15 protein-coding genes and 1 pseudogene are annotated in these 23,495 nt (G+C 71.7%); 6 read left to right on the top strand and 10 right to left on the bottom strand.

All coding sequences use genetic code 11. The features are described from left to right. Positions 1–48 precede the first annotated feature (48 nt). Positions 49–675, top strand: a complete 627-nt coding sequence (locus ACZ6MZ_RS26910; RefSeq protein WP_389673229.1) for a winged helix-turn-helix domain-containing protein — start codon at positions 49–51, stop codon at positions 673–675. A gap of 95 nt (positions 676–770) precedes the next feature. Here the strand turns inward: ACZ6MZ_RS26910 and ACZ6MZ_RS26905 are convergent, their stop codons facing one another. After that, positions 771–2,225 carry a PepSY-associated TM helix domain-containing protein gene (locus tag ACZ6MZ_RS26905; RefSeq protein WP_469354872.1) on the bottom strand — a complete coding sequence of 485 codons (1,455 nt, stop codon included), beginning with the start codon at positions 2,223–2,225 and terminating at the stop codon, positions 771–773. Positions 2,226–2,281: 56 nt separating this feature from the next. Further along, a complete protein-coding gene (locus tag ACZ6MZ_RS26900; protein ID WP_469354871.1) occupies positions 2,282–2,980 on the bottom strand; it encodes a hypothetical protein in 699 nt (232 codons plus the stop codon). 115 nt (positions 2,981–3,095) lie between these two features. Here ACZ6MZ_RS26900 and ACZ6MZ_RS26895 point away from each other — a divergent pair, with 115 nt between their 5' ends. Further along, positions 3,096–4,082 carry an NAD-dependent epimerase/dehydratase family protein gene (locus ACZ6MZ_RS26895; RefSeq protein WP_469354869.1) on the top strand — a complete coding sequence of 329 codons (987 nt, stop codon included), beginning with the start codon at positions 3,096–3,098 and terminating at the stop codon, positions 4,080–4,082. A gap of 91 nt (positions 4,083–4,173) precedes the next feature. On the opposite strand, the gene ACZ6MZ_RS26890 is transcribed toward ACZ6MZ_RS26895, so the two are convergent. Continuing rightward, positions 4,174–4,608: a DUF4259 domain-containing protein gene (locus ACZ6MZ_RS26890; RefSeq protein WP_384188637.1), complete on the bottom strand. Its 435-nt coding sequence runs from the start codon at positions 4,606–4,608 to the stop codon at positions 4,174–4,176. 151 nt (positions 4,609–4,759) lie between these two features. Continuing rightward, positions 4,760–6,916: an MMPL family transporter gene (locus ACZ6MZ_RS26885; protein ID WP_469354867.1), complete on the bottom strand. Its 2,157-nt coding sequence runs from the start codon at positions 6,914–6,916 to the stop codon at positions 4,760–4,762. Positions 6,917–7,153: 237 nt separating this feature from the next. Here ACZ6MZ_RS26885 and ACZ6MZ_RS26880 point away from each other — a divergent pair, with 237 nt between their 5' ends. The 3 genes from ACZ6MZ_RS26880 to ACZ6MZ_RS26870 all read left to right on the top strand — a co-directional run bounded on the left by ACZ6MZ_RS26880 (position 7,154) and on the right by ACZ6MZ_RS26870 (position 10,738). Beyond that, a complete protein-coding gene (locus tag ACZ6MZ_RS26880; RefSeq protein ID WP_469354865.1) occupies positions 7,154–8,413 on the top strand; it encodes a sensor histidine kinase in 1,260 nt (419 codons plus the stop codon). Continuing rightward, positions 8,398–9,048, top strand: coding sequence for a LuxR C-terminal-related transcriptional regulator (locus ACZ6MZ_RS26875; RefSeq protein ID WP_389791485.1), 651 nt, complete (start codon positions 8,398–8,400; stop codon positions 9,046–9,048). The genes ACZ6MZ_RS26880 and ACZ6MZ_RS26875 overlap by 16 nt, the downstream gene beginning before the upstream one ends. 184 nt (positions 9,049–9,232) lie before the next feature. After that, positions 9,233–10,738: a DUF1996 domain-containing protein gene (locus ACZ6MZ_RS26870; protein ID WP_469354863.1), complete on the top strand. Its 1,506-nt coding sequence runs from the start codon at positions 9,233–9,235 to the stop codon at positions 10,736–10,738. A 93-nt stretch (positions 10,739–10,831) separates the two neighbouring features. Here the strand turns inward: ACZ6MZ_RS26870 and ACZ6MZ_RS26865 are convergent, their stop codons facing one another. Beyond that, positions 10,832–11,281, bottom strand: a complete 450-nt coding sequence (locus ACZ6MZ_RS26865; protein WP_389791481.1) for a hypothetical protein — start codon at positions 11,279–11,281, stop codon at positions 10,832–10,834. Positions 11,282–11,369: 88 nt separating this feature from the next. Between ACZ6MZ_RS26865 and ACZ6MZ_RS26860 the strand changes: the two genes are divergently transcribed. After that, a complete protein-coding gene (locus tag ACZ6MZ_RS26860; RefSeq protein ID WP_469354861.1) occupies positions 11,370–13,316 on the top strand; it encodes a hypothetical protein in 1,947 nt (648 codons plus the stop codon). Positions 13,317–13,378: 62 nt separating this feature from the next. Here the strand turns inward: ACZ6MZ_RS26860 and ACZ6MZ_RS26855 are convergent, their stop codons facing one another. The 5 genes and pseudogenes from ACZ6MZ_RS26855 to ACZ6MZ_RS26835 all read right to left on the bottom strand — a co-directional run. Then, a complete protein-coding gene (locus ACZ6MZ_RS26855; RefSeq protein WP_384188628.1) occupies positions 13,379–13,705 on the bottom strand; it encodes a hypothetical protein in 327 nt (108 codons plus the stop codon). 58 nt (positions 13,706–13,763) lie between these two features. Next, positions 13,764–14,447: a DUF4230 domain-containing protein gene (locus ACZ6MZ_RS26850; protein WP_389791476.1), complete on the bottom strand. Its 684-nt coding sequence runs from the start codon at positions 14,445–14,447 to the stop codon at positions 13,764–13,766. Positions 14,448–14,490: 43 nt separating this feature from the next. Continuing rightward, positions 14,491–16,536, bottom strand: coding sequence for an ATP-binding protein (locus ACZ6MZ_RS26845; protein WP_389791532.1), 2,046 nt, complete (start codon positions 16,534–16,536; stop codon positions 14,491–14,493). A gap of 98 nt (positions 16,537–16,634) precedes the next feature. Beyond that, positions 16,635–21,959 (bottom strand): pullulanase-type alpha-1,6-glucosidase, encoded by a 5,325-nt coding sequence (pulA, locus tag ACZ6MZ_RS26840; protein ID WP_469354858.1) that lies wholly within the window; start codon positions 21,957–21,959, stop codon positions 16,635–16,637. A gap of 117 nt (positions 21,960–22,076) precedes the next feature. Next, a pseudogene (locus tag ACZ6MZ_RS26835) lies at positions 22,077–23,453 on the bottom strand (alpha-amylase); the annotation flags it as partial. Positions 23,454–23,495 lie beyond the last annotated feature (42 nt).

Below are 23,495 nucleotides of genomic sequence, written 5' to 3'. Positions count from 1 at the left end.
CCGACCTGTCGACTCGACGACTCCTTCGCGCGAAAGAGCTGACCCCTCATGGCGAACCCCCGTTCCTTCTCCGCTGCGGCCGCCGCCGCGGCACTCAACCAGAAACCGGCCGTGCCCGGCCGTCACCGGCTCCGGGCCGTCGACCGTGACGAGACCGCCCCGGCCGCCGTTCCGAGCGCCGTCACGGCCGGTCAGGTCGTGGACTTCCTGCCGCCGGGCGCCACCTGGCTGCCCGCGCCCCAGCACACGCTGCCCTCGCTGCCGGGACAGCCGCCGATGGTCGGCTATCTCGTGCTCGTACCGGCCGATCAGCATGCGGCCGTGCTGGCCGCCTCCGCGCCGCACCTCGCCGCCGGCACCGCCGTGAACAGCCCCGGGGCCGGCCATGGCGGTGGCGGTCCGGTGCGGATAGACGACATCCAGCGGACCGCTGTCGTGGACGGACAGCAGCTGGACCTGACCTATCTCGAATTCGAACTGCTCGCCCATCTCGTGGCGCACCCCCACCGGGTGCACACCCGCGACCAGCTGGTGACCACGGTCTGGGGTTACGGGCATGTGGGCGACGGGCGGACCGTCGATGTCCATGTGGCCCGGCTGCGCCGCAAGCTGGGCGCCGAGCACCGCCACACCATCCAGACGGTACGGCGGGTCGGGTACAAGTACGCACCCTGATCCCGCACCGAGCCTGAGCGCGAGCCCGAGCCTGAGCCCTGCCGGCCGGACCGGCAGGGCTCAGCGCGTGCCACGGATGAAGCGCGAGGGATGACTCAGTGCGCGCGCCGCCGCGTCCGGAAGCGGGCCAGCAGCCCCAGCGCCCCGTCCAGGACGAGGAACGCCAGCAGGCTGACGCCCAGCAGCGGGACGAACCAGCCGGCCACGGCCGTGACCGCCAGGAGCGGCAGTAGCACGGTCAGCGGCACCTTCCGCCAGGCACCGCGCGGCATCGCTCTGCCCGCGCTCAGCTTCCGTTCCTTGGTGGGCCTTCGCAGCCACCACATCCGATAGCCCCAGAGGATGATCAGGATCAGCGCGAGGGCGAGAACCGCGAGCGCCAGCTGATTGACGACCCCGAGGAAGACACCCATGTGGGCGTCGATACCGAACCGGGTGAGCTGGGCGAGCACGGGATAGTCGGCGAACCGCAGCTCGTCCATGACCACGCCGTTGGCCGGATCGATGGCGACCGAGTCGAGCCGGACCGGGAACTGGGTGTCCGTCTCCGCGACGACATAGCCGCGGCCGTCGGTCGGCAGGGTCACCGCGAGCGGCCCGTCGAGACCGGCCTGACGGGCGGCGACGACCGCCAGATCGGCTCCGACGTCCGCACCGTCCATGCCGGGCATGTCCTCCATCCCCGGCATGGACTCGTGCCCCTCGTGGCCGCCGCCCGACCCGCCGGCGCCCGGTTCGAGGGTGGCGGTGACGACCGGAGTGGCGCCGCCGAGCTGGTCCTGGACCGCGCCGATGTTCTCACCGGCGAACCGCGACCAGGTCAGGCCCGTCGCGGAGAGCAGGACGAGTCCGGTCACGGCCCACAGCCCGAGCGAGCCGTGCAGGGAGAGGGTCCTGCGGCGGCCGGTGGCCCCGCGCTCGGGCGTGAGCATCGCCCGCTTCGAGGTCCGCTTCCGCGCGGTCCAGAGCAGCAGTCCGCCGAGGGCCACCACCCACAGCCAGCTGGCGGCGAGTTCGCTGTAGATACGGCCGGGCTCGCCCAGCTGGAGATGGCGGTGCAGCTCGGAGAGCCAGGTGCGCAGCGGCAGGGCGCCAGAACTGCCGTAGCTGGTCAGCTCTCCCCGCACCTCGGCGGTGTACGGATCGACGAAGACGGCGAGGGACTTGCCCTCCTCGACCCCGGGGGTGGTCATCAGCACCCGGGTGGTCGCGCCGTCCTCGGCCGAGGGGCGTACGGAAGTGACCGTGCCGTCCGGGTGGGCGGCGCGTGCGGCGTCGAGCTGGGCGGAGAGCGGGACGGTACGGTCGCCGGCCGGCACCCGCAGCTCATGGCGGTAGACCACCTTCTCCGCCTGGAAGGAGAGCGCGTAGAGGAAACCGCTGGTGGCGGCTACCAGCAGCAGCGGGGCGATCAGCAGGCCCGCGTAGAAGTGGAGGCGCAGCACGAGGGGCCGCAGGGAACTCCAGGCGGACGGGGTGCCCGGAGCGGTTTCGGGGGTGGCGGTGGGCCGTTCGGACTCGATCCCCTGTACGGGGTCGTCAATGGCCATGACTGTCCTAGGTGTTGGCGTCGGCATGGGGAAAGGGGCCCCGGGCCTGCCAACGGTCAGACAGTGATGGTGACGGTGGCTCCCGGAGCCGTGGCGTGAGAGGTACGGGGCGCGGGCGGGCCCCGTCGCGACAGGCTGTGCGCGAGGACAACGCCACGGAAGCGGTGCGGGGCGGGGGCGCCGGGCACGGGCCGTACGAGCCGGGGCGCCGCGGGCAGCCCGACCGGGGTGAGCAGCAGCCGCAGCGGGGTGAAGGCCAGGGCGCCGAGGGCGTGCGTGAGCCGGAACAGCGCGGCCTCGCCCCGGGCCAGCCAGAGCGCGCAGACGGCGGCGGCGAGGAGGTGCGCGGCGGCCATCGCGGCCGGCCCGTCGACGAGGGCGGCCAGCGCGGCCGGCTCCCCCTCGGGCCCGGCGCCCGGGTCCATGCTCATACCGGAGCCCATGCTCATGGCCGTACCGCCGGCGGCATGGGGGTCGTGCGGGGCGGCGGACAGTCCGTACGGCGGCGCCCCCGCGAAGAGCAGATGCAGGGCGCCCTGGACGGTGAGCAGTCCGGCGCCGATGGAGCGCACGCCGCGCCGCCGCCCGCTCGCGAGCCAGGCGACGCCGCCGGTCACGCCGAAAGCCGCCAGCAGCGCGCCGGGCGGGATCTCATGCCCGGATGTGAACGAATGCCCCACCGCCGCCAGTGTCACGCATACCGCCGCGAAGGCCGCGGCCCGTAGGGCGCGCATCGGCGACCGGGCATTTGTCATGGTCCGCATATGCTGCCATCCCGGCAGGTGCCCGCGGCAGATGCCAAAAGCACACGATTCCCCTGGCAGCGAATTCGGCTGTCCTTGTCGTCGGCCTCGGGGCAGAGTCGGCTTCATGAGACTCCTGATTCTCGGTGGTACGGAATTCGTGGGCCGCGCTGTCACGGAGGCGGCGCTCGCCCGCGGTTGGCAGGTGACCGTCTTCCACCGCGGACGGCACGAAGCCCCTGCGGGTGTGACCTCTCTGCTCGGTGACCGCACCGCCCCGGACGGTCTGGCGGCCCTCGCCGACGGCGAGTGGGACGCGGTGGTCGACACCTGGTCGGCCGCGCCGGCCGCGGTGCACGCGGCGGCGCGGCTGCTGGCGGACCGGGCCGGGCGGTACGCGTACATCTCCAGCCGGTCGGTGTACAGGTATCCCAGCCCGGCCGGACTCCCGGAGGACGGCCCGCTGGTGGAGGGCGCGTCGGCGGAGGCCGGGCAGATCTCGTACCCCCTGGACAAGCGGGGCGGCGAGCTGGCCGCCGAGGCGGTCTTCGGGGACCGGGCGCTGCTCGTACGCGCGGGCCTGATCCTCGGCCCCGGCGAGAACATCGGCCGGCTGCCATGGTGGCTGGGCCGGATCGCGAGGGGCGGTCCTGTGCTGGCCCCCGGGCCGCGCGACAACCCGTTGCAGTACATCGACGCGCGCGATCTCGCCGAATGGACCCTGGACGCGGTGCGGGACGGTCTGGGCGGCGCGTACAACCTGGTCAGCCCGGCCGGGCACACCACCATGGGGGAACTGCTGGAGGCGTGCGTACGGGTCACCGGCTCCGGCGCCGAGCTGCGCTGGACCGCCCCGGAGCCGATCCTCGACGCGGGGATCGAGCCCTGGACGGACCTGCCGGTCTGGCTGCCGCCGGGCGAGCTGCACGCCGCCATGCACCGCGGAGATGTCTCCAAGGCCCTGGCGGCCGGGCTGCGGTGCCGCCCCGTGGCCCGGACGGTGGCTGACACCTGGGCCTGGCTCCTCTCGATCGGTGGCGAGGCTCCGCAGCGCCCGGACCGGCCGCCGGTGGGTCTGGCACCGGAGCTGGAAGCCAAGGTGCTGAGCCGGTGACGCGGGGCCGGTGACACCGGGGCAGTGACGCCGGTCAGTGACGGCTGGTCAGTGCGCCGGGCCGGGTGGCGCACTGACCGGTGACGCCGGGTCAGTGACCTTCCAGGACCACCCCGGGTATCGCCGGTGCCAGGGCCTGGCGCAGTTCGGCGACGCCCTGATGCCAGAGGCCGTTCTCACCGTCCGCGTCGACCCAGAGATCGCGAAGCTCGGACTTGTCCGCGACGACCCGGTCCAGGGCCCGGACCGCGAGGGCCCTCAGCTCCACGGGAAACCGCGGCAGCGGCTCGTCGGGGCCGTACACCGTCTCCACGGGCGGGCCCCCGGGGCACTGCGCGGCGACCAGCGCGGCCGCCGCGACGGCCACCACTCCTTCGTCACTGTCCAGATAGCCGTCGGCGCCGATCGCGCCGAGCAGCGCCTCGCGCACGATCTCCGTACGCCGCTCCTCGGTCGCCTCGTCCAGGTCGGCGGAGAAGTCCGCCGCGGTGTCGTTGTCGAAGTGGCCGGTGTCCCAGGTCCCCATTGCAGCCCCCTGATCGTTCTTCATCCCGTTGCCCCTGATCGTGCCAGGAGCCACTGACAATCGGCCCCGCGCACGAGTCGGCCCGGACGCCCCCCGTAGGACGCCCGGGCCGACTGCTCGGCGGATCAGCTCGGCGGATCAGCTCGGCAGATCAGCTCACCGGGGCCGCGTGCCGCGGGCCCTCCGGCGCGTCCGCCGCCCCGTCCTGCTCGCCGTGTCCGGACTCCGGCAGCCACCGGAGCCCCTTCGGCGTACGCCAGTTCCGCTCCCCCAGCAGCGCCATCACGGAGGGCAGCAGCACCATCCGTACGAGCGTCGCGTCCAGCAGCACGGCCACCGCGAGCCCCACGCCCATCTGCTGCATGTCCTGCATGGACAGCGTCCCGAAGACCGCGAAGACGGCGACCATGATCGCGGCGGCGCCCGTCACCGCGCCCGCCGTGCCGCGGATCCCCTCACGGATCGCGGACCGGGTGTCCAGGCCCCGGTCGTGGGCCTCCCGGATCCGGGACACCACGAACACGTGGTAGTCCATCGACAGTCCGAACAGCACCACCAGCACGAACAGCGGCATCCAGCTCTCGATCGCGCCGACCCCCTCGGAGCCGATCAGCTCCGCGCCCCAGCCGTGCTGGAAGACCGCGACCATGACGCCGTACGCGGCCACCACGGACAGCAGGTTCAGCACGATCGCGGTGACGGCGATGACGTACGACCGGAAGCAGAACAGCATCAGCAGGAAGGTCACCACGGTGATGAAGACGAACACCGGGACGATGCCGCGCTTCAGCTGGTCGTTGAAGTCGACGGACCCGGCGAGCGCACCGGTGACATGGACCTCCGCGCCGGTGTCACCGAAGACGGCGGGCACCCGCTCGTCCCGCAGCTCCGCCAGGGCCGCCTTCGACCGCGCGTCGCTGCCGTTCCCGGCGAGCGGCACCTCGATCTCCGCGATGTTCCGCGCCGGGTGCACGGTCACCGTGTCGAACTCCGCCAGCGCCTCCCGGACCGCGGCGGACCCGATGTCGTCGGCCTTCACGACCACCCGGGCAGGAGCGGGTCCGCCGGGGAAGGCCGTGGTGATGTTCCGGTACGCGACGGACAGCGAGGAGTCCGAGCCGAACTGCTTCTCCAGCCCAAGCTCTTCCGTCTTCATGCCGAGCGCCGGCGCGGCCAGCGCCAGCAGCACCGCGACCGCCGCCACCGCGAAGAGCTTCGGCCTGGCCAGTACGGGCGCCAGCAGCGCACCCGCCACCGCGCCGGTCTCCCGCGCCCCCTTCTTCTTCCGGCGGTTCAGGAACGGCACCCGTCCGGCGTCGATACGGTCACCCAGCCAGGCGAGCAGCGCGGGCAGGACGGTCACGGAGCCGAGCATCGCGATGAAGACGACCAGAATCGTGGCGAGGGCGAAGCCCTTGAAAAGCATCAGCCCGGACAGGAACATCCCGGCCATCGCGACCATCACCGTCACCCCGGAGACCAGCACGGCCCGGCCGCTGGTCGCCGCCGCGATGCGCAGCGCGGTCTCGGCGTCACGTCCCGCAGCGCGCTCGTCGCGCTCGCGCCGCAGATAGAACAGGCAGTAGTCGACACCGACGGCGAGCCCCATCAGGAACATCACGGAGTACGTGGTCTGGAAGAGATGCAGCTGATGGCTGGCGAGGGACAGCAGTCCGAAGGCGGCCATGCACGCGGTGAGCGCGAGCCCGACGGGCAGCAGCGCGGCGACCACGGCCCCGAAGGCGACCAGCAGGATGCCCAGTGCCAGGGGTACTGCCGTGAGCTCGGCCTTCTTCAGGTCGTCGGCCAGCAGATCGCCGAGCCACTTGCCCGAGCTGGCGTCGCCGAACTGGTAGAACCGCACGTCCTGGTGGGTCTTTCCGGCGTCCCGTACGGCGTCGAGGACGGGCTGCACCCGGTCGGGCGCGGTCGTCGGATCGCCCTTGATCTCGAAGCGGATCAGCGCGCTCCTGCCGTCGGCCGAGGCGAGCGGCTTGTCGATCTTCTGCGTCTCGCCCGTCCCGCGCAGGCCCTCGGTCACGTCGCGGGCCGCGTTCTCCCAGCCGCCCGCGGTCCGGCCGCTGATCATGAGCAGCTCCCCGGCCGGATGTTCGATCCCGGCGTCGTCGAGGATCTTCTCGGCCTTCGCCGACTCACCCGCGCCCTGCTCGGAGGCGGACATCTCGACCATGCCCGAGGCGCCGCCGACGCCCGCCGTCAGCACGACGAACAGCAGCCAGCCGATGATCGCGGTCTTGCGGTGGTGCGCGCTCCACACGCCGATTCGTGCCGCGAGGTTCTTCCTCATGGCGTTTCGCCCCCAGTGGTAAGCAGAGTTGAGCAACGGATGTGTCAGCTACGACGCTAGAAACCGGAGGCCGCCCGCCCCAGCCGTCAAAGCCCCTGATCGGGGGTGGTGCTGGCTACACCACCGGCCGGGGGGCGACCCGGCTGCCGGCGCGGGGCGGGTCCGGCCAGACTGAGGGCCGTGCCCGGAGGTCGGGCCGTCGGGGGCCGTCCCGGCCGGCGAAGGGGAGAGACCACCATGAAGACGAGGACGCGACGTTCGCTGGAGGCGGTCGGACAGGGACTGGCGCTGTCGGTCATCTCGCTGGCCGGATCGATCACGCTGTTCGTGGTGGCGGTGGTCTCGATCTGCCTCATCCTGCTGGGTGTCGGTGTCCTCACCACCCCGGCCGTACTGACGGCGGTCAGGGCGCACGCCAATCAGCGCAGGCTGCTGGCCGCGAAGTGGTCGGGCGTACGGATCCCCGTCCCGTACCGCGCCTTCCCGCCGGACCTGCGCGGCGGGATCACCGGGCAGGTGGAGCGCTGCTCCCTGCTGCTGAAGGACCCGGCGACCTGGCGTGATCTGGGCTGGCTGCTGGCCGACATGACCGCGGGCTTCATCACCGCCATCTTCTCCTGCGGCCTGCTCCTCTACGCGGTGGAGGGTTTCGTGCTGGCCGCGGGGCTGTGGCGGGTGTTCACGGACGACCGGTACTGGTACGCGTTCGTCCCGGTCTCCAGCCAGCTGACCGGACTCGCCGCGGCGGCCCTCGGCCTGGTGCTGTTCGCGCTCGGTCTGCGTTACAACGCGGACCTGCTGCGGCTGCACTTCACCCTGGCCAGGACGCTGCTGGCGCCGGGCCATGACCAGGAGCTGGCCCTGCGGATCGAGCGGCTCACCGAGTCCCGGCACGACGCCGTGGACACCTCGGCGGCCGAACTGCGCCGCATCGAGCGCGATCTGCACGACGGGGCGCAGGCCCGGCTGGTCGCCGTGGGCATGGACCTGTCCACCATCGAGGCGCTCATCGAGAAGGACCCGGCCAGGGCCAAGGAGCTGATCGGCAAGGCCCGCCAGTCCTCCAAGGAGGCGCTGACGGAACTGCGCGACCTGGTACGCGGCATCCATCCGCCGGTGCTCGCCGAGCGCGGTCTCGGGGACGCGGTGAAGGCGCTGGCGCTACGGCTGCCGGTGGAGACCGAGGTCGATGTCGAGCTGCCCGGCCGGGCCGGCGCCCCGGTCGAGTCGGCCGCGTACTTCGCGATCAGTGAGGCGCTGGCCAACGCGGTGAAGCACGCCGCCGCGGACCGGATCTGGGTCGATCTCTCGTACGCCGAGGGGATGCTGCGGGTCGCGGTCACCGACAACGGCGGCGGTGGCGCGGCGATCGGAACCGGCTCCGGACTGAGCGGACTGGAGCGCCGGCTCGGTACATTCGACGGCATCCTGGCCGTCAGCAGCCCCGCCGGCGGTCCCACCATGGTGACCATGGAGATTCCTTGCGAGTTGTCCTAGCCGAAGATCTCTTCCTGCTGCGCGACGGTCTGGTCCGGATGCTCGAGGCGTACGACTTCGAGATCCTGGCGGCGGTGGAGAGCGGGCCCGAACTGACCAGGGCCCTGGCCGACTTGGAGCCGGACGTCGCCGTCGTCGACGTCCGGCTCCCGCCGTCCCACACGGACGAGGGCCTGCAGTGCGCGCTCGCCGCGCGGCGTGCCCGGCCCGGTCTGCCGGTCCTCGTCCTGTCCCAGCACGTCGAGCAGTTGTACGCGCGCGAGCTGCTGGCGGACGGCAACGGCGGAATCGGCTATCTGCTGAAGGACCGGGTCTTCGACGCGGACCAGTTCATCGACGCGGTACGGAGGGTCGCGGCGGGCGGCACGGCGATGGATCCCCAGGTGATCGCGCAGCTGCTCTCCCGCCGGGCCCAGGACAAGCCGATCGGCGGTCTGACGCCACGGGAGCGCGAGGTCATGGAGCTGATGGCACAGGGCAGGTCCAATGCCGCCATCGCCGGCCAGCTCGTGGTCACGGAACGGGCGGTGGCCAAGCACACCTCGAACATCTTCGGGAAGCTGGGCCTGCCGGTGTCGGACGACGACAACCGCCGGGTGCTGGCGGTGCTCGCCTATCTGGACCGCGGCCGGTAGGTCCGGTCCCCACGGACGCGGCTCACCCCGCAATGGGTATATCCGCCCGGTTTGTTGAGCGAGTTCTTCATGAATTCCCGCGACGGCTGAACAGGCCGCGCGGCACGTCCGTATGCAACGGAGCGCTTCGCTTCACCCCCTGCCGAGATTTCCCTGTTCACGGCGACGAAGCTTGAGGAGTTCCATGGCACGCGCATCGAGAAAACGTTCCACACTGGCAAACCGGGCGATTGCCGCCTCGGCTGCCTTGCTCCTGGGCGGGGGCGGGCTGGTAGCGGTCAATGTGTACGCATCCGCGGGTGAAGGCTCGGCCGGCAAGCCTCCGCAGCAGCAGACCGAGAATGCCGGGCAGCAGATGTCGACCATTGACTGTCCGGATGTGGCGAACGAACTCACGGACGTGCCGGAAGCGGCGCGCGCGGAGGTCGACCGGGAGCTGGCGGCGATCGACGGCCAGATCACGGACGCGTACCAGCAGTTCGCCGATCAGAAGGCGCAGATCGAGCGGGATCCCGCATTCGCCGACAATGCCATTCTCAATCCGCTGAAGGACAAGCGGCTGGCCGCCCTCGACCGGATCGCCCTCGCGATCGGCCGGGTCGGGGAGCCGCCGCAGGGCCTTGAGGCGCTCGCGCCGTGCACCTTGCGGGCCGACGACAGCGGCCAGGGCCAGGGCCAGGATCCGGGCCAGAACGACGGCCAGGACCAGGGCCAGGGTGACGGCCAAGGTGACGGCCAGGGCGGTGACCAGGGCGATGACCAGGGTGACGGCCAAGGCGATGACCAGGCCGGCGGTCAGGGCGGCAACGGCCCTGAGGCCGCCGACTTCGTCGACATCACGACCGTCCAGCCGAACACCAAGCAGCCCCGGCCGCGCCGCGGCGCGTCGAGAGGCGCGTTCACCACCGATTGCGGGCGGAACGAGGCCGGAAAGTTCAATTCGGACAATGTCATCGTCGCCCCAGGTGTGAGCAATGGCGCTCACCATATGCACGATTACGTCGGCAATCAGGCCAATGACGCGTTCGCCAGCGACGACGCTCTCGCCAACGGAGAGAGCAGCTGCCGCAATCAGGGTGACAAGTCGACCTACTACTGGCCGGTGCTCCGTCTCCAGAACGGACAGGCCGAGGCGGACGCCAATGCGGACGGCGGCGGCAAGGAAGGCAATGTCGGAGAGATCCAGACTCCGGCCCAGGTCACATTGAAATTCGTCGGCAGCCCGGTTTCCCGGGTCACCGCGATGCCGCGCTTCCTGCGCGTCATCACCGGTGACGCCAAGGCATTCGTCAACGGCGACGCCAACGCCAATGCCTCATGGAGCTGCACCGGATTCGAGAACCGCCAGCTCAAGGACAAATACCCGATCTGCCCCGAGGGCAGCAAGGTGGTCCGTACCTTCAATTTCCAGAGCTGCTGGGACGGCCGGAACACCGACAGCGCCAACCACCGCACCCATGTGGCGTTCGCCGATAAGAACGGCCGGTGCCAGAACGGATTCCGGGCGATTCCGCAGCTCCAGCAGCGCATTGTGTACGACGTGCCGCCGGGGCCCGGGTTCGCCGTGGACTCCTTCCCCGAGCAGCTGCACAAGCCCGTCACCGACCACGGTGACTTCATCAACGTCTTCGACCAGCGTCTGATGAACCGGGTGGTGAGCTGCATCAACAGCGGACGCAAGTGCCGCTGACCCTAGCCCCTGTCTGACACATCCCGCCTGGCTCACGAGCCCCGCCCTGCGGGCGGACGGCGCTCTGTGTCAGACAGGACCTAGCCTGCGCGGTCAGCTCGTGTGGTGACCTGAGTGACTCTCGTTCCCCCCGCCGCCACCACTGACCCCCGAGTGGTGGCGGGACGAGCCGGTCTCCACCGTCCCACCGAGCCGGCCGCGCAGCGCCGCGACCACCTTCGCGTCGCCGACCGCGACCCACTTCCTGCCGACGAGATACGAACCGCCGTAGTCATTGGCCTCGTTGATCCACTCGCGGAGGCCGCGGTCGGTGGCGAAGGTGGCCAGCACGTACTTCCCGTCGTCCGTCGTGCAGTTGGCCTGCCGCAGCTCCGTCGCGTCGGTCTGCAGGTCCGGCTCGCACGCCGCCCGCGAGGCGATCTCTTCGAGGCTCCCGGTTGCCGTCTTCGGCACCTCGGGGGCCTCGTCGTCGTTCGCGCCACAGCCCGCGATCAGGGCCAGGGCCAGGACTGCAAGTACCACTCGGGGTCGCTCCGTACGCATGCGGCCATCGTGCCCCGTGAGCACCCCGTCGCGCCGGGGAACGGCAGGACCGGGGTGACCATCGGACCATCCGCTCGTTCTGCTGGACGTGCGCCCACACGAAGACGTCACCGCTCCCGTGTCCCCCGGTTCCGCTCCCGCGCTCGTCGGCGTCGAACAGGCCGAGGCGGCCCTCGTCGAGCACTACCCCCGTCTCGTACGGATCGCCTATCTCGTCCTGCCGCCGTCACTCGGCCGCCAGCGGCGCGTCCTGACCGCGCACGCGCTGGCGCAGCGCTCGCTGCCGCGCGGCCGGACGACGGGCGACGCCCCGGGGATCCCCGCGCCGCGCCGTATCGAGGGGGCCGCGCAGGACCCCCTGTACGCCTGTCTGCGCGGGCGGGTGCTGCGCCAGGCGCTGGACGCCGGGCGCACGCCGCTCCGATGGGCCCGGCCCAGGCGCGCCCAGCTGCCGCCGCTGCTGCCGCACGTATGGGGACTGCGGCTGTTCCCGCGCGCGGGCGGGGCGGACGAACTCGCCCTGGAACAGCGGCTGTCCGCCCTCTCCGGCGCGGCGCGCGCGGCGTTCGCCCTGCGCGCTCTCGACCGGCTGACGGACGCGGAGGTACGGCAGGTGCTCGGCGCGGCGGGAGCCGACGACGTGGATACGGCGCTCGCCGAGGCGGCCGGCGCCGGGACGGCGGACGCCGCCGCGCTGCTGCTCTCACCCGAGTTCGATCCCTGCTCGTTGCAGGCCAGGCCCACCGATCTGGCCCGCCGCCGGCGGCGTGTGCGGGCCGCGCTCGCCGCCGGCGCGGCGGCACTCGTCTGCGGGGCGCTCCTCGCGCTGCCCGGCGGCGGCTGGGGCCCCGACGGTGCGGCGGCGCCCGCGTACACCCGTAACGCCGCGGCCCAATCGGCCCTCGACCCGGCCAAGGTGCGGCGGATCGCGCCCGCCGCGTGGCAGATCTCGACCCGTACGGACTTCTCCGTCTGGCCCACGCGCGGCGCGCTGGCCGAGGATCGCGGCCTGCTGCGCCGGGCGCTGGCGGTCTGGGCCAGGCCCGGCGCCTCCGTACGGGTCTCGGCGACCCCCACCACCCCGTCGGGTCCGCCGATGGGATCGCCGCAGCTGCTGTACGCGGGCACGGTCGACGGGGCGCGGGTGGTGCTCTTCCACGACGGACTGCGGGTCGTGCGGTACGCGGAGTCCGAGGACGGCGGCGAGGCGGCCCTCGACTTCGCGCGGGCCGACGGCGCGGACGGCGCGGCCTCGGGCGCGCTGGTCGCCGGCCGCTCGGGCGGCAACGTCCGCTATCTGACGGCGCCGTGGGTGCGCCGTACGTCCGTACGCGACCTGCTCGACCCGGCAGGGTCCGCGCGGCCGCTGCGCCGCGACGCGGACGGGGTGACCGATCCGCTGGCCAGCCCGGCGACGGCCCGCGGCTGCCGGTCCTGGAACACGCTGTCCGTACGCGACGGATCCACGGATCGGCTGCTCAGCGACCTCGGCGAGCTGATCCCGGCGCGGCTGACGTCCGGGCCGCCGTCGGCGCCGCTGGATGTGACGAGCGCGGCGGACCGGGCGACGTGGGCCAGGACGGCCTGTCTGCTGCCGGCGGTGCGCTCGCACGGCGTACGGTCCGTGAACTCCTGGCAGTACGCGCGCCAGCCACTGCCGGAGGCCAACGGCACCGCCAACTGGCTGTGCACCCGCGCGGAGACCTGGCGGGGCAGGGGCAGCCGGGTGCTCGCGCAGTTCCAGGCGCCGTCCCGGCGGCCGGCGGCCCCGGGGGCCGTAGCGGCGCGGGCGGAAGACTCACCGGCGTGCGGTGTCAGGGATCCGCGGGTGCTGGCGGGTGTGCTGTGGAAGTCGCGGGGCGGCCGGTGGTACGTGCTGGCGGCGGGCAGCTCACAGTTCCGCGCGCTGGTGACGTCGGGAGGGGTACGGGGGGAGGCGGCGGGCAACGTCCTGGCGGTACGGGCGAAGCGCGGGGCGCGGGCGGAGCTGTGGGGCCGCGTGTCAGACGGCTCCCAGCTGGGCGTACTGCGGTAACGGCAGGGGTGCGGGTGGCCGGGGGCCCGCACCGGCCCCCTGACCCCGTGGGCGCGACCCTGTTACGGCAGCAGGAGCCAGTCCGCTCCCAGCGCGGCCACCAGGCCCGCGCCCAGCAGCCAGGTGCCCAGGCGGGTGCGCCCGTGACGGCTCAGTTCGATCACCACGCCGCACAGGATCATCGCGAGCCCGTAGACCCCGACCACCAGGACCGACGTCCGCTGCGCCAGACGTACCGCCAGCAGCACCGCCAGCGCCGCCAGCAGCACCGACGCGAGCGCGACCCGGGCGGCCCGGGCCTGACGTGGGGTCAGGCCGGTGCGCTCCGCCTCCGGTTCGGGCTCCGGTATCGGCGTGTCCACGGCTTCGTCCTGGTCAGATGCGCTCATGGACCGGGAGCGTAACGGACACGCCCGGAGACCGCCTCTCAGGTACGGGGCTGCCCGGTCAGGCGTAGACCACCGTGATCGAGGTGAAGCCGAGGGACCGCAGCAGGCCCTGGAGCATGGCGGTGGTGTTCTTCTCGGCGCGCGCGGTGAGTTCGCTGTCCTTCGCGGCGTCTCCGATGTGCCGCGCGGCCAGCCGGTTCACGGCCCGCTCGTCCGCCGGGTTGTCGGAGAAGAGATCGCCGAGCCGGTCGAGCAGCCCCCGTTCCTTGGAGACCGCGTACGAACGGTCCGCGTCGAGCGCGGGCTTGCCCAGCTGGGCGTGCGGCAGCCGGATCGTCGCGGTGGTGCGGGCCTCGTTGACCTGGACGTTGTCCTTGCCGATCCCGCTGAAGTCCACGTAGGAGCCGACGGTGCCGGCGCCCACGTAGAGGGTCCGGGTGCCGCGGATCGCGTCCGGCAGGTACTTGGCGTCCTTCTCCAGGTCGACGACGACCTGGAAGTTGCCGGAGGCCGCCTCGTACCGGTCCAGGTCCTGGATGGATGTGAGCAGGGTCGGTCCCGTACGGTCCTGTGTCTCCTCGCCGAACAGGTCGCCGAACCCGGGCAGCAGGTCGAGGCGGCTGCCGAGGAAGAGCAGCGCGGCCACGACGAGGAGTGCGATGGGCAGTGTGCTCCACCGGGACAGACGCGACGCGCGCGTCCGCTTCCGGCTCTCTTCGGGTTTCACGTCGGTGGACGTCATACCTACCAGGTTTTCCCGCACGGGCCGGTTCACACAGTCACGTTCAGGTCTCCGACGGCAGATGCCCCCGGAGCGCGCGGGCGAGCCCGCTCTCGCCGTCGTCGACCAGGCCGCGGTGGAACGCGTCGTCGTAGGCGAGATTGCCGGCCGCCGCGCGGGCCCGCCGTTCGCACTCGGCGCGGACCGGCGCGAGCTCCGGGGTACCGCGCTGCGGGTGGCCGACCATGCGCCAGTACGCCTGACCGGTGCCGTAGGCGTGCGCGGCCCGTTCGCCGTCGCCCTGGGCGGCGATGGCGGCCGCCAGCAGGTCGAGGCCGAGCGCGATGCCGAAGCTGTCGCCCAGCAGTTGCTTGGCGCCGATCATCGAGCGGGCGTGCGCCTCCGCCTCGTACGGACGGTCCTGCAGCAGACGCACCAGCGCGAGCTGGTAGTCGGCGTAGGAGCGGGTCCAGTACTCGTCGTGGTCCAGGCAGAGCCTGCGCAGGTCCGCGGCCTCCGCGCCCGCCTCGTCGAGCTTGCCGGTCGCGGTGAGCGCGAAGATACGGATCAGCCGGCAGCGCAGCCGTGAGGGGGAGCCGAAGGGCTCGCCCGGCAGGGCGAGCAGGGCGCGCTCGGCCACGGTGAGGGCGGCCTGCGGGCGGCTCATCATCAGATAGGTGATGCCGAGGAGATAGGCCGCGGAGAGCATGGCCTCGGGGTCCTGCTCGTGCCAGGCGGCCAGGCCGCACCGCTCGCCGAGCCGGTGGGCGGTCTCGTGGTCGCCCTGGAGCACGACGGTCATGCCGAGGGCCCAGAGGGCGCGGGTGCGGTGCGGTCCCGCGGTGCGGTCGGCGTCCAGCGCGCGTTCCAGATAGATCCGCGCCTCGTGCAGATGGCCGCAGCAGAACCAGAAGAAGCCCACCCGGCCCGCCATGCGCACGGCCGCTTCCGGGTCTTCGGCGAGCAGGTGGTTGAGGGCGGCGCACAGGTCGGCGTGGGTGTCGGCGATCCGCCGGTACCAGGCGACCTGCGCGGGCCCCAGCCACGCGTCGTGGGCCTGCCGGGCGAGCTCGGCGAAGTAGGCGGCGTGCCGGTCGGTGAACAGCCGTTCCTCGCCCAGTTCCGCCAGCCACATGGCGCCGTACTCCCGGATGGTGTCGAGCATCCGGTAGCGGGTGCCGTCCAGCCGCACCACGGACTGGGCGACGAGTCCGGCCAGGGCCGTACCGATGTCGTCGGTGGTGAGGGGGCCGCCGGCGCAGACGGCCCGCGCGTCGACCGGGTCGATGTCGCCGCGGAAGACGGAGAGCCTGGCCCACAGCAGGCGTTCCAGGGGGGCGCACAGCTCGTGGCTCCAGCCGATGGCGGTGCGCAGGGCGCGGTGGCGCACGGGCCAGGCGTTCTCGTTGGTGAGCAGGTCGAGCCGGAAGGTGAGCAGGTCGGCGATCTGCTCGACGGAGTTCTCGTCGAGCCGGGCGCAGGCGAGTTCGACGGCGAGCGGGATGCCTTCGAGCCGGCGGCAGATCTGGACGGCGGCCGCGGCGGTCCCCGGATCGTCCAGGGACACCTGGGGCGCCGCGTCGGCGGCGCGGTCGCGGAAGAGCTGGAGGGCGTCCTCGTCGCCTTCCAGCGGCAGCGGCGGTACGTCCAGGAGGTGTTCGCCCTTGGCGCCGAGGGGCTGTCTGCTGGTGGTGAGGACGGTGAGCCCGGGGGCGGCGGTGAGCAGTTCGCCGACGAGATGGCCGCAGGCGGGCACCATCCGCTCGCAGGAGTCGAGGACGAGCAGCAGCCGCCGGTCCGCGAGCCATTCGCAGAGCGCCTCGATGGGCATGCGCAGGAAGTAGTCGGAGAGCCCGACGGCGTCGGAGACGGTGGCGAGCAGCAGCCGGTCGTCGTAGAGCGAGGAGAGGTCGGCCCACCAGACCCCGTCGGGGTAGCGCCCGCGCGACGCGGCGCCCCGGCCGGCGGCGCGCAGCGCCAGCCGGCTCTTGCCGACGCCGCCGCTGCCGGTCAGGGTGATCAGCCTGTGCTCTGTGAGCGCGCGTTCGAGACGGACCAGTTCGGTCCCGCGTCCTACGAAGCTGGTCGTTTCTTCGGGAAGGTTCCCCACCACGGGGACAGTCTGGACCAGGTGAGGTTCAGTCCTGACCCCCATGGTGGGAAACAGTCACAAACGACCGGAAGTGGTTCTTGTCCGGTCAGTTCGGCTCACTGACGCGCCGCGAAAACCGCAACGGTCCGCGCGGGCACCGTGAAGGTTCCCGAACTCCTTTCGTATGCCGATTCCTTGACCGTACGGTCCGCTCCCCCGGCCTGGACCGGGTGCAGCGCGTACGGCTGTCCGGCGAGCCCGGTCACCCGCTGGCTCTGCGCCCGCGGGGTCGCGTTGAAGACCACCACGAGCTCGCCGAGCCGCATGGTGATGACTCCCGGTGTCTCGTCGGGACCGGAGAGCGGGAAGGCCAGCGCGGACTGGACCGCCTCCGTGGAGGTGAGGCTGAAGGCCCGCTCCGTGGAGCGGATCCGCTGGAGGTCCTGGTACGCGGCGGAGGCACCGGTGATCTCCGGGCAGCCCACGGTCAGCGCCGGCTTGCCCAGCAGGGACGCGGCGAAGGGCCACTTGTCCTCGTTGTCGGCCGCGGGCGGCAGCCCCCGGCCGAAGCCGTTGCCGTCCCGGCAGTCCCAGTGGATCGCGTTGAACCAGTCACCGCTGTCGTACGAGTTGCGGTCGAGGGACTTGGAGCGCAGCAGGTCCGACCCGGCCTGGGAGAGCGCCGGGCCCTGGGAGAGCGTGGCGGTCGCCATCGCGAGGACCTGCATCCTGGCCCGGTCCGCGGCCGTCACCGAGGGCGGCAGCTTGAAGGCGAGCGTGTCGTAGAGGGTCTCGTTGTCGTGGGCGTCGGCGTAGGCGAGGGCGTCGCCGGGGACGTCGGCGTAGCCGGCCGGTGCGCCGTTGTAGTCGATCTCCGAGCCGCGGGCCGTACGGCCGGAGGTGTCGGTGAAGGAGTATCCGGCGAGGTTGCCGGTCAGACCCACCTTGATCAGGTCCTGGTAGTGCAGCAGCCGGGCCTTCTGCTCGGCCGGGGTGCCGTTGGCCGGTGAGGAGTTGGGGTCGGTGTAGAGGCCGGAGGCGAAGCCCTGGACCCCCGGGTCCTCGTCGAAGGGGCTGCCACCGCGCACGGCGTCGCGGGCCCGGTCGGAGAAGGTCGCGATGCCGGTGCCGGCCATGTGCTTCTGGGTGGCCTGGACGAAGCGGGCGTCGTCGGCGATCTCGCCGAAGTTCCACCCCTCGCCGTAGAGGACGATCTCCTTGCCGTTGACGCCGTCCTTGGCCACGGTCAGCGCGTCCAGCGCCTTCCGTACGGCGAGGATGTTGGCTTTGGGGTGGTGGCCCATCAGGTCGAAGCGGAAGCCGTCGACCTTGTACTCGCGCGCCCAGGTGACGACCGAGTCGACGACGAGCTTGCCCATCATGGCGTTCTCGGGCGCGGTGTTGGCGCAGCAGGTGGAGGTGGCGACGGTGCCGTCCTCCAGCAGCCGCTGGTAGTAGCCGGGCACGATCCGGTCGAGGACGGACTTGTCGTCCTGGCCGCTCGCCACGGTGTGGTTGTAGACGACGTCCATGACCGTGCGCAGCCCGGTGCCGTTGAGCGACCCCACCATCTGCCGGAACTCGACCGTACGGCGCGTCCCTTCCGGGTCGGAGGCGTACGAGCCCTCGGGCACGGTGTAGTGCAGCGGGTCGTAGCCCCAGTTGTACGCGTCCTTCGCGGCGCTCTTCGCGACGCAGGCCTGCTGCTCCGGCGAGTCGGGCGCGTACACCTTCAGGTCACACGCGGGCGTCTCCTGTTCGGACGCGCGCTCCGGGATGGTCCCGATGTCGAAGGCCGGGAGGAGATGGACGTACGACGTGCCGGACGCGGCGAGCGCGCGCAGCTGCTTCATCCCGTCGGAGCCGGTGTCCGTGAAGGCCGCGTAGCGGCCCGGGTGGCCGGACGTGGGGTCCGCGATCGAGAAGTCGCGGATGTGCAGCTCCTGGATCTGCGCGTCGCGCAGCGGGACGGCCGCGGGCTTCTTGAGCGCGGACCATCCCGCGGGCGCCAGCTTCGGATCGGCGAGGTCGACGACCAGGCTGCGGGCCGAGCCGGTGGTGAGCGCGGTCGAGTACGGGTCGGTGACCTTGTTGGTGACGACCTTCTGGACGCTCGGCGCCCAGACCTTGACGGCGTAGCGGTACGGCTTGCCCGCCCAGCTCTTCGGGCCGCTGACCGACCAGACGCCCGAGGCGGGGTCGCGCTTCATGGCGACGGTACGGCCGTCGAGTTCGAGGTCGACCCGCTGGGCGGTCGGTGCCCACAGGGAGAGCGTCGGGCGGCCCTGTGCGAACACCGGGCCGAGGTCGGCCTCGACCGCCCGCGCGCTGTACAGATCGTCGAGGACGCCCGGCGTCTGTACGCCGGTCGCCGCGAGCAGCGCGCCGTTCGCGGCCCGCTGGGTGGCGATCAGCTGGCCGGACAGCGACTCACGGACCCTGTCCCGGTCCCGTACGTCCACGGTGAAGGCCGGGTAGTCCTTCAGATGGGGGTACGCGGCCTTCTGCGCGTCGGTCAGGGCCGAGGGGTTCAGCCGAAGCCACTGGCCCTCGTCGGAGAGCGCGCCGTCCTCGACCGTGATACCGCCGTCACGGGCGTACACCAGCTGCTGGCTGGTCGCGGCGGTCGCCTTCACCTTCCAGACGACGGTGTCCGCGTCGAGCCACTGGGCCTCGGCCTTCGCCAGGTCCAGGACCGGTCCGGAACCGGTCTGCGGCAGCAGGTACGTGGGCTGCCCGGCCAGCAGCCACACCTCGTTGCCGTAGGTCGCGAGGTCCAGCGACCGGTCGGTCGGGAGATCCTTCTCGTCGCCCTTGTGCAGGATGTAGCTGAGCGAGGTGGCGCCTTCGGCGAGCGGCACCTCGAAGGTCACCCCGTAGGCGTCCTCCTTCACCGGCGGCAGCGGCTTCGCCCAGTCGGTCGGCTCCTTGGCGCCGGTCCAGGTGTGCAGGCCCCAGCCGTCGTAGTCGCCGTCGGCCCGCTGGTAGTGGAGGACGGCCTTGGTGGTGTCCTGCGGCGGGTACGCGCCGTCGGGTGCCTGGTCGGTCTGTCCGTCCCAGCCCTCCTCGATCCAGACCTCTCCGGTCTTCGCGAGGTCGACGGTCCGCTCGGGACCGTCGGTGGCGCCGTCCTTCCCGACGGTGTACGGGACGGCCGACGCGCCGTCGGGGACCTTGACCCAGGCGAAGGCGCCGTAGGCGTCCCGCCCGGTGAAGGGCGCGGTCAGCTCGCCGGAGCGCAGCTGCCAGCCGTCGTAGTCGCCGGCCGGGCGCTTGTAGTGGACGACCGCGTAGTCACGCTCGACGGCCGACGGCTTCTCGGGCGGCGGGGCCTGGCCCGTGGTGGTCGAGGCGAGGGCGCTCGCGGTGCGGCCCGCGCTGTCCACGACGACCGCCTTGTACCGCAGGGCGGTTCCGGCGGACAGCTTCTCGTCGAGGTACTGGGTGACCTTGTACGGGGCGTGGTCCGCGGTGCCGAGGGTCCGCCACGGGCCGTTGCCGGTCTGGGCGGCGAAGACGACCCGGTTCAGCTGACCGCCGGTGACCTGCGCGGAGAGCTCTACGGTGCCGGTGGCGCCGGCCGCCGGGGCCTTCAGGACGATCGAGGGCTTGGCGGCGGGCGGGGCCAGCGGCTTCGCCGCCTTCAGCACCAGCGAGGACAGTGCGGGGACGGTCACCTTGACGGTCCCGTCGGCGCTCGCGCGTACCGTACCCGAACCGCCGTACAGCGTACGGAAGTCGGTGCCTGCGGCCGATCCCGCCGGGATCTCCACGGTCTTCTCGCCGGTGGCGTTGTTCACGGCGACGACGTACTCGGAGCGCGTCTTCGCGTCCGTACGGGAGAAGGCGTAGACGGAATCCTTCGCGTACCGCTCGGTCTGGACGCCGTCACGCAGCGCCGGATGCTCCTTGGTGAGCGTGGAGAGCGCGGCGATCGACCGGTACAGCGGATGCGACGGGTCGTACGCGTCGGAGGCGTGCGTGCGGTCCGTGCCCAGCTGGTCGTCGTCGAGATAGTCGGCCGTCCGGGAGGCGAAGAGGGTCTGGCGGGCGTCCTTGTCGCCGCCGGCGCCCGTGAAGCCCTGCTCGTCGCCGTAGTAGACGACCGGGTTGCCGCGGGACAGGAACATCAGCTCGTTGGCGAGGCGGGCCCGCCCGACCAGCTCGGTGTCCCCGGCGTCCGGGTTGTCCTGCCGGACGAAGGTGCCGATACGGCCCATGTCGTGGTTGCCGAGGAAGGTCACCTGCTCATAGGCGTTGGCCCGGTCGGTGCTGTAGCGGTAGTCGTCGCCGAAGACCGACCCGAGCCGTCCGGCGGGCGCGCCCTGCGAGGCGTACGCGCGCGCCGCGTCCTGGAACGGGAAGTCGAGCGTCGCGTCGAGCCGGCCGCGGGTCACATACGGCGAGGTGACCTCCGTGTCCGCCGAGAAGACCTCGCCGAACATGAAGAAGTCGTCCCGGCCGCGCTTCGCCGCGTACGCGTCGAGCGCGGTCGCCCACTGGGTCCAGAAGTCCAGGTCGACGTGTTTGACGGTGTCGATGCGGAAGCCGTCGATGTCGAAGTCGCGGACCCACTTCTCGTAGATCTTCTCCATCCCGTCGACCACCTCGGGACGCTCGGTCCACAGGTCGTCGAGGCCGGAGAAGTCGCCGTACTCGCTGCTCTCGCCGGCGAAGGTGGAGTCACCCCGGTTGTGGTACATCGTGGGGTCGTTGAGCCAGGACGGGACCTTCTTCTCACCGTTTCGCGGCGCCGGCGTGTACGGGAAGGAGTCGAGGCCGGCCTTGGCGGTCCGGTCGCGGACGTCGAACGGACGGCCGTCCTGGTCGAGATACGGATAGGCGCCCTGGGGCCGGTAGCCGTAGGTCTTCTCCGCGTAGTCGACGGTGTCGGCGGTGTGGTTGGTGATGACGTCGAAGAAGACCTTCATGCCCTTGCCATGGGCCTTGTCGATCAGCGTCTCCAGGTCGGCGTTGCTGCCGAAGTGCGGGTCGACCTGGGTGAAGTCGGTGATCCAGTAGCCGTGGTAGCCGGCCGAGGCGTCCTTGCCCTCCCCCTGCACCGGCTTGTTCTTGAAGATCGGCGCGAGCCAGATCGCGGTGGTGCCGAGGCCCTTGATGTAGTCGAGCTTGCCGGTCAGGCCCTTGAGGTCGCCGCCCTGGTAGAAGCCCTTGTCGGCGGGGTCGTATCCGGTCTCCAGGCGCGAACCGGTCAGCCCGCCGCGGTCGTTGGCCGGGTCGCCGTTGGCGAAGCGGTCGGGCAGGACGAAGTAGAACTGCTCACGGGTCAGGTCGTGACGCGCGGGTTCGGCGGCGAGCCTGGCGTCCGACGGCGGGGCGGGCGGCTTGGCCGCGGCGGCCGGCAGGGCGGGCACCAGCGCCGCGCACAGGGCGGCGGCGAGGACGCCGGTCGCCGTTCTTCGCAAGGGCGGGCGTATCACGCGGGTCTCCTCGGAGGCAGGGGTAGGGGGCCGCCCGGCGACGGTCAGGACGTCGCCGGGCGGCCGGAATTCGGGGGGGTGGAATTCGGGGGGGGTGGATTCGGGGGGGTGGGGTCAGCAGGAGCGGGCGCCCGTGTGCAGGGCCACCGCCGTGTTCGCGCCGAGCGTCGCCGTGAACTGTCCCGAGCCGTTCACGGTCACGGTCCTGGCGTTCTGCACATCGCAGTAGGTGCCGCCGGGCAGCGAGGTCTGGAAGGTACGGGTCAGCGCGGAGCCCTCGTGGTTGATGGCCACATAGCCCTTGGAGCCCCGGCCGAAGGCGATCTGGTCGCCGCCGTTGTCCCACCAGTTGGTGACGGCCTCACCGCGGGTGGTGTTGCGGAAGCCGACCATGGACGAGATCTCGCGCCAGGCGTGCTGGCACTTCCAGCCGTCGCTGTAGCAGGCGTTGACCGTGCCACCGTTGGGCGGTCCGGCGTCATGGTCGGTGTACTCGTAGCCGGAGTGCACATCCGGCGATCCGTACGGCCAGGCCAGCATGAACACATTGGCGAGCGTGTAGTTCGCGCCGTCCTTGTAGCTGAGGGTGTCGCCGCCGCGCTCGGTGTCGTGGTTGTCGACGAAGACGGCGGACTTGCCGGACTGCATGTAGCCCCAGCCCTCGCCGTAGTTGTTGAGATAGGCGAGGTTCTCGTTGTTGAAGACCCGCTTGAGGTCCCGGGCGTAGCGGAATTCCTGGACGTCTCCGGTGCCGAGGTACTCGGTGGGCGAGACGGCCTCGCCCGCGCCGAAGATGACCTCCTGCTTCCAGTACGCGCCGGGGTTGGACAGCCGGCTCTTGATGTTGGCGAGATCGGCGGCCGGCATGTGCTTGGCGCCGTCGATCCGGAAGCCGTCGACCCCGAGCGAGAGCAGGTCGTTCAGATACGTGGCGATGCGGCCGCGTACGTACTCCTCGCCCGTGTCCAGGTCGGCGAGACCGACCAGTTCGCAGTTCTGCACGTTGCCGCGGTCGCCGTAGTTGCTGATCTGCGACCGGCAGTCGTCCATGTCGGCGCCGGAGTAGATGCCCGGGTAGTTGTACTTGGTGTACGAGGAGCCGCCCGTACCGGTGCCGTCACCGGCCGACATGTGGTTGATGACGCTGTCGGCGACGACCTTGACGCCTGCGGCGTGGCAGGTGTTCACCATGCTGGAGAAGGCGGCGCGGTCCCCGAGGCGGCCGGCGATCTTGTAGCTGACGGGCTGGTACGAGGTCCACCACTGGCCGCCCTGGATGTGCTCCTGGGGCGGCGAGACCTGTACGTAGCCGTAGCCGGCCGGGCCGAGGGTGTCCGTGCACGCCTTGGCTATGGAGGCGAATTTCCACTCGAACAGTACGGCGGTGACGTCCTTGCTGCCGGGCGGGGCCGCCTGGGCGGTCCCGGCGGGGACCACGAGGGCGGTGGCGCCGGCCACAAGGGCGAGCGCGACGGCCAGGGATCTGCGAGCCATGGTTCCTCCTGCACTGGTGGGGGGAGGTGCGGGTGACGATGG

The sequence above is a fragment of the Streptomyces sp. NPDC042201 genome, assembly GCF_055582185.1.
The sequence above is the reverse complement of the archived record's forward strand: the minus strand, read 5'-3'. Positions and strand labels throughout refer to the sequence as shown.